Below are 11,836 nucleotides of genomic sequence, written 5' to 3'. Positions count from 1 at the left end.
TTGCTTGTGCATTACGATCTGATAATTAAAAATGGTAATTGTGTTTTACCATGGGGACAATATGAAACCGGTATTGGTGTAATCAAAGGGCGTATTCAATCCCTGTCTGTTCAATCAAGTGATGCTGCCGAAAAGATTATTGATGCGAAGGGTCTTTATGTTCTTCCAGGTTTGATGGATTGTCATGTGCATTTTCGCGAACCGGGAAATGATATGGTTGAAACAATTGAAACCGGGACAAAAGCGGCAGCGATGGGTGGATTGACCACTGTTTTTGATATGCCCAATACAAATCCTCCCACAGCGGATAAGGAAATGATCATATGGAAACAAGAAAGGGCAAGGGAGACAAGCTGGGTTAATTTTGGATTTTACGTTGGTGCCACAAGGGAAAATACGCAAAACCTATCCAAGCTCGAAACGATGAGAGGGGTGTGTGGTATCAAGGTTTACGCCGGCTCTTCAACCGGTTCCTTAATGGTGGAAGATGATGAAAGTCTTGAAAATATCATGCGGTATGGTCATCGCCGAGTATGTTATCATGCCGAGGATGAATATCGTTTACAGACTAGGAAAAAGTTATTCTGTGAGGGTATGCCTTACGAAAATCATCGTTTGTGGCGTGATGAAGAATGTGCATTTCTTGGAACACGACGTATCATAAAATTAGCCCGTAAAACAGGTCGACCCGCGCATATCTTGCATACAACGACCCAGGAAGAACTTGAATGGTTGGTTGATTATAAAGATATCGCAACCGTTGAAGTGCTAGGAAATCATCTAACCCAAATCGCACCGGAATGTTATGAACGGTTAGGAGGTTTGGCGGTGATGAATCCTCCTATCCGTGATAAAAGACACTATGATGCGTGCTGGAGAGGGATTGAGAATGGTGTGGTTGATATCGTTTCCTCGGATCATGCGCCCCATGATCCAGAAGTCAAGGCAAAACCATGGCTATGCTGTCCATCAGGAATGCTGGGTGTACAGACTCTCGTGCCACTCATGTTGAATCATGTAAATGAGGGACGATTATCGCTTGGTCGTTTGGTCGATTTAATGGCATCTAATCCGGCAAGAATATATGGCATGCCTACAAAAGGACGAATTCAGGTCGGTTATGATGCGGATTTCACCCTGGTTGATATGAAAACAAATCGTCGTATCACCAATGACTGGATCGTTTCACCTGCAGGTTGGACACCTTATGATCAAATGGAAGTGACAGGATGGCCTGTTGCAACAATCGTAAAAGGTAAAATCGTGATGCAGGATAATGAAATTTGTGGGAAACCTGACGGAGATTTGGTAGATTTTCTACCATGAGTCTGCATCATATCTAACTTTATCATCGAAAGGAAATATCCGATGAAAAAATTCATTTTGACCGCTATGATTGGATTTTCTCCAATACCCGGCGTGGCTGCTTTTGCACAGGACTGGACTGCATCCTGTGGCAATGAACCCAAGTCACCAGTGATAAACGTAAGCAATGTTACCAAATACAATGCCAGTGTTGAGCAGTTTAATAATTATAACAAGGCTGTTCATGTGTATTATGCATGTATTTCAAAACAGGCGCATGCAAAACAGGTTGCCATTAGCCAAAAAGCAAAAAATGAAATGGAATCGATCCAAAAAGTTAGCGCTGAAATGAATGCTAGAATTACTGCCAATCTTACTAAAATGCGTGCCACGATTGTCGATGGAAGTAAAAAATTAAAAAATGCAACAGGTGGAAAATAAAAAAACTGCCAAATTCAAGTCATAATAAACGCACAAAGGAGAAACTGTAAGTGTCAGAAGACCTGTTTAAAGAAATAGATGAAGAATTACGGACAGAAAAACTGCATTATTTCATGAGACGTTATGCTAAATTGGCAATAGTTGTTATTATTGCTGTTCTGGCCGTATTTGGTCTTTTACAGTTTAATCATTGGCAAAAGCATAAGAAAATTGTAAATGCATCAAATTCTTATATGCAGGTCATGCAAAAAACAGTACAGTTATCTCCTCAATCCAAAGATGATAAGATGGTTGACCAGATCATTGGTGAATTTAATCATATATCCAATCATTCTCCCCAATCTATACGGGCATTGGCACAATTAAAACAAGCATCATTACTACTGGATCAGGGAAAGCTTAAAGAGGCATCCGCAATTTGGGAAGCATTGAGATTTGATAAAACTGCATCGCCTGATTTTCGTAATCTGGCTAATTTATTGTGGATTGAAAACCATCTTGATAATGTAGATTCAGGTGAATTACATAATCGTATCAGAGAATTGTTGGATCACAAGACTCCCTGGTATGCTTTGGCACGAGAGTGTGAGGCGATTTTGGATCTTAAAACTGGTAAAGTTATAGAGGCGAAACAGGTTTTTGGACGTTTATCTACGGATATGAATGCCAGTCCAGAACTACGGAAAAGGGCAAATGTGATGTTGCAGGTTATTGCAGCGAATAAAAGGGTTTAACGATGCAAGATATTCTACCTATAAAAAAGAAATTTTCACGTCGATCGATTCTTGCGACAACCGCAACTGGAATGGCCTTGGCAGCTTGCGGGCATAAGGATAATAAACCTGTTATTATTGGTAAACGAATAGACGTTTTTAGTACTGGTGCCGGACTGATGGTCGATCATAGTGATAAAACTCCAATCACTATTCCAGCACCTGTTATTGACGAGAAATGGATGCTTGAGGGAAGAACGGCTGATCATGCCTCAATTCACAGTGCGATGGGTGGCGTGCGTAGAATGTGGAGTTGCAGTATCGGATCAGGAAATTCCGAACCAAGCCCTTTATCCTATATTGCGCTGGGATCAAAAGGCCAAGGCATCATCAATACAACTCCGGTTATAGATGGCAATCATTTTTTCACAATGGATGCTGTGGGTAAGGTAACTGCGTTTGATTGGCAATCACGTAAGTTGCTATGGCGGCTAAATCCCAAAAAGAAAAAGTCAAGATCAAGTAATTTGGGAGGTGGTATTGGATTAACCGAGGATGCTTTATATATTGTGGATGGCGTGGCCGAAACTTTGAGGGTGGATCGGGAAACGGGAAAGGTTGTATGGCGTGTGGATGTTGGTACACCTGGTCGTTCCGCACCAACAATCGTAAACCAGTTATTGTTTTTTGGCACCATTGATGGACGGTTATTTTGTTTGGATACAAAAACGGGAAATCAGTTATGGTCCTATAGTACAGGCAGTGTTCAAACAAAATTATTTGGTCAGCCAGCACCAGCCTATTCAGAAGGCATTCTTGTCGCAGGCTTTGGATCAGGAGATTTGATTGCGTTGCGGGCAAATACCGGGGAGCAGATTTGGACTGATACGCTGGGTCGAAATGGCCGTAATGCTTTTGTGGATTTTGCGGCAATCAGTGCGCTTCCTGTAATTGCTGATGGTACGGTATATGCTATAAGTATCGGCTCAATCTTGGTGGCACTGGATTTAAGGTCTGGTCGACGTATTTGGGAACGTGAAGTTTCAGGTCAAAATTCAATGGTTGTTATTGGCGATTGGTTATTTGTTCTTTCCCTTGATCAGCAACTGGCTTGTCTTGACCGTGTAACGGGTCGGGTTCGTTGGGTCACTCAACTGAGACGTTTCAAGAATATGGAAAAATATAAAGATCCCATTGCTTGGTATGGTCCTGTATTGGCAGGCGGACAACTTATCTGTATCAGTGATTTTAACGATATTGGACTGGTAACCTTCAATCCGGCATCAGGTAAAATAACCAATATTGTTAAAACAGGTATAACACCCGCTCTAGCTCCGGTGGTTGTAAATGAGCGTTTGCTGATCCTGGGGCAAGATGGTAAATTAACTGCTTTTGGTTAGGAAATAAAATACGTGACATTGGCTAAACACAAATTGCCTGTTATTGTGATCGCGGGTCGTCCTAATGTCGGTAAATCGACATTATTCAATCGGCTGGCGGGAAGACGCTTTGCAATTGTAAGCGATCATCCGGGGGTGACACGAGATCGGAAATCAGTTGACATTCTTCTAAACGATCGCCCCGTTACCTTAATTGATACGGCTGGATGGGAAGAGGATGATCCCGAAACTGTTCATGGTCGTATGCGTATATCCTCCGAACGGGCGGTTGATATGGCAGATGTGATTCTTTTTTGTGTTGATGCCAGAATGGGTGTAACACCTGTTGATGAACATTTTGCTCAATGGTTGAGAAAACAGGGGCGTAAAATTCTTTTGGTTGTGAATAAGGCCGAAGGTCATTCCGGAAATGTAGCCGCCTTGGAAATGTATAAATTTGGTTTGGGGGAACCCATTCCTGTTTCTGCAGAGCATGGTGAAGGTATCATGGATCTTGTAGACCGGATTGAGGTGGAGCTTCCAATTGAACAGTTCCAGGATAATTCGGCATTAAATATATCATTGGAAAACTCTGAAGATAAACCATTGAGATTGGCAATTGTGGGACGTCCCAATGCCGGCAAATCAACTTTGATCAATCAATTGATAGGGGAGCAGCGTGTAATCACCGGGCCGGAAGCTGGATTAACGCGGGATTCAATTTCAGTATCCTTTCATGATGAAAAAGGGGAAATTGAATTGGTTGATACCGCCGGATTGAGGAGAAAAGCCAGAATTGATGAGACACTTGAAAAAATGTCTGTCTCTGCCAGTATTGAAGCCCTTAAAATGGCCGAAGTGGTTGTATTGGTTATTGATGCTGAATTGGGTATTCATGAACAGGATTTACAAATTGCCCGTCTAATTGAAAGAGAAGGACGCTGTTGCGTTATTGCGCTTAATAAGTGGGATATTTTAAAGGATAGGGTGGCTACCCGCCAGACTATAAGAGATAGAATTGAGATGTCGCTTTCACAAATGCATGGCATTCCTATCATTGCTTTTTCAGCTCTTACAGGTCGAGGGGTTCATAAATTAATACCCGCGGTTCGAAAAGCCTATGATGTTTGGAACAAACGTATTCCGACAGGGGAATTGAACCGTTGGTTTGAAGAGGCTATTTTGAGGCATGCCCCTCCCATGATTGATGGACGCAGATTAAAATTACGTTACATCACGCAAGCCAAGGCCCGACCACCAACCTTCATATTATTTGGAACTAGAACTTCAAAACTTCCCCTGGATTATCAGAGATATTTGATGAACGGTTTGCGTGAAATTTTTGATATGCCTGGAACGCCAATCCGTTTGCAATTCAGAGATAGCAAGAATCCATATATTCATGAAAAACAATGAAACTCAAAAAACACAATTTTAAAATTATTTTGTAATAAATATAAAAAATCTTCATACTTTTGCCTAAAACTTTGATAAAATTGAACTAAGTGATAAAAGAGTCCAAACCTTTTATTGCTTTTCAATAAAGAAAGGATGGCTTTTTATGTTTAATAAGAAAATGTTAACTTCTTTGGTTGTTGCCGGCGGTCTAAGCCTTGGCAGTATGGTATCCGCAATGGCCCAACCTGTTGGAATGGCACCTCCACCTCCACCTCCCGGTGGCATATTTGGGCCTGCGGTTGGTCCATTGGGATACATGTTCGAAAATCTTAATCTTAGCGCCGAACAACAGGCAAAAGCCAAGGTAATCGTCGATAGTGCTCGATTAAAGGAAGAAACCACTCGTCAGCAAGTTGAGGCTGTACATAGAGATATGGCAAATGCTTTATTGGCACCTGGTAAAGTAACAAAAGGAAATCTTGATCCATTTGTGGATAAATTGGAAAAACTTCACAGAGAAACTGCTGAAAATCATACCAAGACATTACTTGCCCTTCGTAACATTTTGACGCCAGACCAGTTGGTTCAGTTAAAAGCGCGTATTATCAAGATGAAGGATATTCATGGTCAAATGCAGTTATTGCGTGGACAGATGCGTCAAACAGCAACAAATGGAACCGCAGCACCAATGGTTGCTCCTAACCAAGTTCAATAATAATCAATAATTAGCTGAAGCTTTTTATAAGAAGCATGGTGACAGATAGAATTGAACAACATGCTTCTTATTAAACGATTATTCAATTGACAACCAATTAAAAATCAGGTTAATTCTATTTTCTAGATTAAGAAACGTTACCTCACGAAGGCTCGTGCAGTAACGCGCTATTTATTGTGTAAATGTAAGGAAAAAACGTGTTTAACCGTTTATCTGGTAAACTTTCTGGCGTATTTGACGGACTTTCGAAACGGGGGGCATTGTCTCAGGAAGACGTTAATGAGGCCATGCGTGAGATCCGTTTGGCAATGCTTGATGCCGACGTTGCTTTGCCTGTCGTCAAGGAATTTGTTAAAAAGGTTCAGGAAAAATCTGTTGGTCAGGAAGTCTTGCACAATATTTCACCTGGTCAGGCAATTGCCAAAATTGTAAATGATGCATTGATTGATGCATTGGGTGGATCAGGTGCTGTACCTCTTGTATTGAATGCTGCGCCACCTGTTCCTTATTTGATGGTGGGTTTGCAAGGATCTGGTAAAACCACGACTTCGGCAAAGATTGCATATTTCCTAAATCGTCGTGAACGCAAGAAAATATTGCTTGCCAGTTTGGATACCTATCGTCCTGCCGCCCAATTGCAATTGCAGCAATTGGCCAATCAGATACGCGTAACTGCATTACCAATTATCGAGGGACAAAATCCATTGCAAATTGCCAAACGGGCCATGGAGATCGGTCGTTTAGAGGGATATGATATTGTTATCCTGGATACAGCTGGACGTTTGGCGATTGATGATGTTTTGATGCAGGAGGTTCAAAATATCAGAGATGCGGTTCAGCCTGTTGAAACCCTTCTTGTCGTTGATGCTATGACAGGGCAAGATGCGGTTAACACAGCCAAGCATTTCAATGAGAAAGTTGGGATTACGGGTGTTGTTATGACCCGTATGGATGGGGATGCACGAGGTGGTGCCGCATTATCAATGCGGGCAATTACTGGCGCCCCAATCAAGCTGGTTGGTATGGGTGAAAAGGTTGATGCATTACAGGAATTCTATCCCGAACGTGTCGCCAGCCGTATTCTGGGATTGGGAGATATAGCGGGGCTGGTTGAAAAAGCTTCTGAAACTCTCGATACAGAGGAAAATGAACGTCTTGCCAAGAAGATGCTCAAGGGAAAATTTGATTTGAATGATTATTCGACTCAAATTTCACAGATAAATAAAATGGGATCAATTTCCAACATTATGGACATGATCCCAGGTATGGGAAAAGTTAAAGAAAAACTTGGCAATAAAGAGATAGACACCTCGATTCTTAAACGTCATCAGGCCATTATTTCATCAATGACTAAGGCCGAACGCAAAAAGCCTGATATTATTAAGGCATCTCGTAAAAAAAGGATTGCGGCAGGATCGGGGACAACAGTTCAGGAAGTCAATCGGTTGTTAAAACAATATGATCAGATGGCTTCCATGATGAAGCGGTTTAACAAGCTGGGCGTTAAAGGTTTAATGCGACAGGGGTTATCTGCTCTTTTACCTAAAGGAATGACGCCTCCACCTGGTGGTGGGATGATGCGTTAGTTTCTTTCATTAATGGCTAGAATCTGGAGAAAAAGAATCAATGAGCCTTAAAATCCGTTTATCCCGTTCAGGGTCAAAAAAACGTCCATACTATCACATAGTTATTGCTGATAGCCGTTCACCTCGGGATGGACGTTTTATTGAAAAAGTGGGTTCTTATAATCCCATGCTTCCTTCCGATCATGCTGAAAGAGTTCGTTTGTTTAATGAACGGATTAGTTATTGGTTGACAAAAGGGGTACAGGCAACCGATCGTGTTGCACGTTTTTTGGCAAATGCTGGTTTGGCGGAAAAATTTGTCTATAACGAACAGCCTCAGAAGTCTGCGCCGAAGAAAAAGGCCCAGGAACGTGCTGAAGCCGCAGCTAAGAAAAAAGAAGAAGCTGAAGCTGAGGCTTAATTGTTGATTATTGAATAAGGTTGCCCCTTTGATGAAAAGACAGTTGGTTCATGTTGCAACGATCGGGAAACCCCATGGCGTTAACGGGCTGGTAAGGGTTTATTCGTATCTGGAAAAGGCAACAGATCTACAAAATTACAAGGAACTGATTGATAATCATGGGGAGCGCTGGTCTTTAATCTGGAAAAATGAACCAATTGCCATCCTTTATGATGGAAATAAAAATCCTGTTGATTCCAGAACAAATGCCGAACATCTGACAAACCGTAAGTTATACGTAACAAGAGATTCTTTTTCAGATTTGGAAGAAGAGGAATTCTATTTGGTAGATTTAATTGGTTTGCAGGCTCGTGTTCAGAAAATCAATCAGCAAAAGGAAGCGTTTGGTATCATTGATCATGTCCATGATTATGGTGCGGGTACCAGTCTTGAAATCAAACTGGATTCTAAAGAAATCATTATTGTTCCTTTTACAAAGCAATGTGTACCGGTAATTGATCTTGAAGCGGGATGGGTAAAAATCTGTTTACCTCATTTTATTGAGGTTTCACCTAATGAAGGTAATAAGGGAAATGTGTTGGCAGATTGAATTGTTGACTTTATTTCCTGAGATGTTTCCCGGCTTTTTGGAATTTTCCCTGGCGGGCAAAGCATTAAAAGAGGAAAAATGGACTTTGAAAACGCATGATTTGCGTCAGTTTGGTCATGGCAAACATAAGGCTGTTGATGATACGCCGTTTGGTGGTGGGGCAGGAATGGTTATTCGAGTGGATATACTTGATGCTGCCTTACAGGCTACTTTACCGCAGGATGATCGTCCAGTTGTTTATTTTTCGCCGCGAGGACGTGTATTGCAACAAAAAGATATTCTGCGGTTTGTATCAGGGAGTGGTTTATATTGTATTTGTGGTCGCTATGAGGGGATTGATGATCGGATATTTCAAAAATATTCAATAGAGGAGATTTCTATTGGAGACTACATTCTTTCTGGTGGTGAGCCTGCCGCACTTGTTTTAATGGATGCCTGCATACGTCTGTTACCTGGTGTTATGGGATCTGATACCAGTGGGGAAGAAGAAAGTTTTTCTGAAGGTCTTTTGGAATATCCGCATTATACGAAACCTGCCAAGTGGCAGGGATATGACGTGCCCGAGATTTTACTTTCAGGACATCATGGGGAAATTGCTGCATGGCGTCAAGAACAGGCTGAAATGGTGACCAGAATGCGCAGACCAGATTTGTGGGACAGTTACCAGCGTAACAGTAACCTTAAAAATAATGACTGAATTTATATATTGTTAAAGGAAAAGATGATGGATATTATTCAAAAATATGAGGTTGACGAAATTGCTCGTTTAACAGCAGATCGTGCCATTCCTGAATTTTTCCCTGGGGATACAGTACGAGTTGATGTTCGTGTTGTTGAAGGGGAACGTAAACGTGTTCAGGCTTATGAGGGTGTCGTAATTGCACGTTCAAATAAGGGACTAAATAGTAATTTTACCGTTCGTAAAATTTCAAATGGTGAAGGAGTGGAACGTGTATTTCCTCTTTATTCTCCAACAATTTCTGCGATTACGGTTGTCCGTCATGGTCATGTTCGTCGTGCAAAACTATATTATTTGCGTGGTCGTAGCGGTAAGTCAGCCCGTATTGCAGAACGTAATCGCGATGTTAATAAAAAAACAGAATCTGTTTAACAGGTTGAACTGATTTTTTATTTTATATTCTGATAATTTATAAAAATTATCAGAATAAATTATTTTAGTTTCTTGATATTTTGGATATATAAACTTATTGAATATAAAATTTTAAAAGGATAAAAAAATGAAAGCTCGTACTTTGTTTGATAAGTTGTGGGATAGTCACGTGGTAAAACAACTTCCAAATGGTACGGCACTCCTTTATATTGACCGTCACTTAATTCATGAGGTTACTAGCCCGCAGGCATTTGAAGGGTTACGGTTGGCTGGACGTAAAATTCACAGTCCGGAAGCGATGATGGCAGTTATTGATCACAATGTTCCCACAACAGATCGGGATAAACCGATGGAGGAAGGAGAAAGTCGTCATCAGATAGAAGTTTTAGAGAAAAATGTTAGGGAATTCGGTGTCCCATTCATTCCATTAAAATCTGCCCGTCAGGGGATCGTCCATGTTGTTGGACCCGAGGAAGGGATAACATTACCAGGTATGACTATTGTTTGTGGTGACAGTCATACTTCTACCCATGGTGCATTTGGTTCGCTTGCTTTTGGTATCGGAACTTCGGAAGTTGAACATGTGATGGCAACCCAAACTTTGCTACAAAAACCAGCCAAAAATTTTAAGATTAATATTGAAGGTAAATTAAAACCAGGTGTAAGTGCGAAAGATATTATTCTTGCTGTTATAGGAAGAATTGGTACAGCTGGTGGAACAGAACATGTAATAGAATTTACTGGTTCAGCGGTAAGAAATCTTGATATGGCGGGGCGGATGACCTTGTGCAACATGGCTATTGAAGCTGGTGCCAGAGCCGGGATCATAGCACCTGATGAAGTTACTTTTGAGTATATTAAGGGGCGTCCATTTGCACCAAAAGGGAAAAATTTTGATGACGCTGTAGCTTACTGGAAAAGTTTGGCTTCTGATAATGGGGCGTATTATGATAAAGTTGTTAATATAGACGTCAACAATCTTGATCCTATGGTAACATGGGGAACTAGTCCAGAAGATGTGATATCTATTAAAGATAAAGTGCCAGATCCAGAAAAATTGAGGGATGAATCTCAACGTAAAAGAAAAAAACGCATGTTGAACTATATGGATTTGAAAGTTGGTCAACCGATTGCCGGTACAAAAATTGACGCTGTTTTTATAGGCTCTTGTACAAATAGTCGTATAGAAGATTTTCGAGCTGCGGCATATATTCTTAAAGGGCATAAAATTGCAGATCATGTCTGGGGACTGGCTGTACCCGGGTCTGGATTAATTAAGAAACAAGCTGAATCCGAAGGATTGGATAAAATATTCAAAGAGGCAGGTTTTGAATGGCGTGAAGCTGGTTGTTCCATGTGTTTGGCAATGAATCCAGATCGTTTGGAACCAGGACAAAGGTGTGCCTCCACTTCCAATCGTAATTTTGAAGGTCGTCAAGGTCCTGGCAGTAGAACACATTTAGTATCTCCAGCCATGGCTGCCGCTGCTGCAATCAAAGGTGAATTAACGGATGTAAGGGATATGATGTGATGGAAAAATTTGACAGTTTGACAGCAATTGCGGCTCCATTACCCGAAGAAAATATTGATACTGATAAAATAATACCGGCTCGTTTTCTCAAAACGACCAAAAGAAGTGGTTTGGGTAAATTCGCTTTCTATTCTTGGCGTTATGATGATAATGGAAATGAACGAAATGATTTTATACTTAATCGTGACCCGTATCGTCAGGCGAAAATTTTAATCAGTTATGAAAATTTTGGTTGTGGTTCGTCTAGGGAACACGCGCCTTGGGCTTTGCTTGATTTTGGAATACGATGTGTAATTGCACCTTCCTTTGCGGATATTTTTTTTAATAATGCATTTAAAAACGGAATATTGCCGATAAAGGTGTCCAGGGAAATTTGTGAACAATTGGTTGAGGATACCAAAATGGGAGCAAATGCTCGTATAACGGTTGATTTGGTACATCAAGAAATTATACGACCTGATGGTGAAAAAATTAAATTTGAAATTGACCCATTACGCCGTCAATTGCTTTTGGAAGGTTTGGATGATATTGGTCAAACCATGCAACATGTTGAATCAATTAAAAATTTTGAAAAAAACAGAAAGGAAAAGCAACCCTGGTTTCCTGAGATAATAATTGATGAACATAATATATAATTAATTCTATTCATAAATGGTTCATTTATTTAA

General features: G+C 40.8%; 13 protein-coding genes. All 13 read left to right on the top strand.

The features are described 5' to 3' along the window. Nucleotides 1-6 precede the first annotated feature (6 nt). The gene (locus H3T44_RS04370; RefSeq protein ID WP_198196269.1) at nucleotides 7-1,326 is read left to right on the top strand and encodes a dihydroorotase; all 1,320 of its coding nucleotides are present in this window, start codon (nucleotides 7-9) and stop codon (nucleotides 1,324-1,326) included. Nucleotides 1,327-1,368: 42 nt separating this feature from the next. Then, on the top strand, nucleotides 1,369-1,746 hold the full coding sequence (locus H3T44_RS04365; protein ID WP_155565324.1) for a hypothetical protein: 378 nt from the start codon (nucleotides 1,369-1,371) through the stop codon (nucleotides 1,744-1,746). A gap of 50 nt (nucleotides 1,747-1,796) precedes the next feature. Beyond that, nucleotides 1,797-2,480, top strand: a complete 684-nt coding sequence (locus H3T44_RS04360; protein ID WP_198196267.1) for a tetratricopeptide repeat protein — start codon at nucleotides 1,797-1,799, stop codon at nucleotides 2,478-2,480. 2 nt (nucleotides 2,481-2,482) lie between these two features. After that, a complete protein-coding gene (locus H3T44_RS04355; protein ID WP_198196265.1) occupies nucleotides 2,483-3,859 on the top strand; it encodes a PQQ-binding-like beta-propeller repeat protein in 1,377 nt (458 codons plus the stop codon). An 18-nt stretch (nucleotides 3,860-3,877) separates the two neighbouring features. Next, nucleotides 3,878-5,254 carry a ribosome biogenesis GTPase Der gene (gene der, locus H3T44_RS04350; protein ID WP_232347532.1) on the top strand — a complete coding sequence of 459 codons (1,377 nt, stop codon included), beginning with the start codon at nucleotides 3,878-3,880 and terminating at the stop codon, nucleotides 5,252-5,254. 145 nt (nucleotides 5,255-5,399) lie between these two features. After that, nucleotides 5,400-5,951 (top strand): Spy/CpxP family protein refolding chaperone, encoded by a 552-nt coding sequence (locus tag H3T44_RS04345; protein WP_198196261.1) that lies wholly within the window; start codon nucleotides 5,400-5,402, stop codon nucleotides 5,949-5,951. Between the two features lie 197 nt (nucleotides 5,952-6,148). Next, the gene (ffh, locus tag H3T44_RS04340) at nucleotides 6,149-7,537 is read left to right on the top strand and encodes a signal recognition particle protein (protein ID WP_198196259.1); all 1,389 of its coding nucleotides are present in this window, start codon (nucleotides 6,149-6,151) and stop codon (nucleotides 7,535-7,537) included. 40 nt (nucleotides 7,538-7,577) lie between these two features. Next, nucleotides 7,578-7,937 (top strand): 30S ribosomal protein S16, encoded by a 360-nt coding sequence (rpsP, locus tag H3T44_RS04335; protein WP_198196257.1) that lies wholly within the window; start codon nucleotides 7,578-7,580, stop codon nucleotides 7,935-7,937. 31 nt (nucleotides 7,938-7,968) lie between these two features. Then, entirely contained in the window at nucleotides 7,969-8,526 is a 558-nt protein-coding gene (rimM, locus tag H3T44_RS04330) for a ribosome maturation factor RimM (RefSeq protein WP_198196255.1), read from the top strand. Next, nucleotides 8,510-9,223, top strand: coding sequence for a tRNA (guanosine(37)-N1)-methyltransferase TrmD (gene trmD, locus H3T44_RS04325; protein ID WP_198196535.1), 714 nt, complete (start codon nucleotides 8,510-8,512; stop codon nucleotides 9,221-9,223). The genes rimM and trmD overlap by 17 nt, the downstream gene beginning before the upstream one ends. A gap of 27 nt (nucleotides 9,224-9,250) precedes the next feature. After that, nucleotides 9,251-9,637, top strand: a complete 387-nt coding sequence (rplS, locus tag H3T44_RS04320; protein ID WP_110438906.1) for a 50S ribosomal protein L19 — start codon at nucleotides 9,251-9,253, stop codon at nucleotides 9,635-9,637. Nucleotides 9,638-9,764: 127 nt separating this feature from the next. Next, nucleotides 9,765-11,168: a 3-isopropylmalate dehydratase large subunit gene (gene leuC / locus H3T44_RS04315; protein WP_198196253.1), complete on the top strand. Its 1,404-nt coding sequence runs from the start codon at nucleotides 9,765-9,767 to the stop codon at nucleotides 11,166-11,168. Beyond that, nucleotides 11,168-11,803 carry a 3-isopropylmalate dehydratase small subunit gene (gene leuD, locus H3T44_RS04310; protein WP_155569147.1) on the top strand — a complete coding sequence of 212 codons (636 nt, stop codon included), beginning with the start codon at nucleotides 11,168-11,170 and terminating at the stop codon, nucleotides 11,801-11,803. The genes leuC and leuD overlap by 1 nt, the downstream gene beginning before the upstream one ends. The last annotated feature ends 33 nt before the right edge of the window (nucleotides 11,804-11,836 follow it).

It is taken from the genome of Commensalibacter sp. M0355 (genome assembly GCF_016101365.1).
GTDB classification, from domain to species: Bacteria; Pseudomonadota; Alphaproteobacteria; order Acetobacterales; family Acetobacteraceae; genus Commensalibacter; species Commensalibacter melissae.
This window is presented reverse-complemented; position numbering and strand designations above follow the sequence as displayed.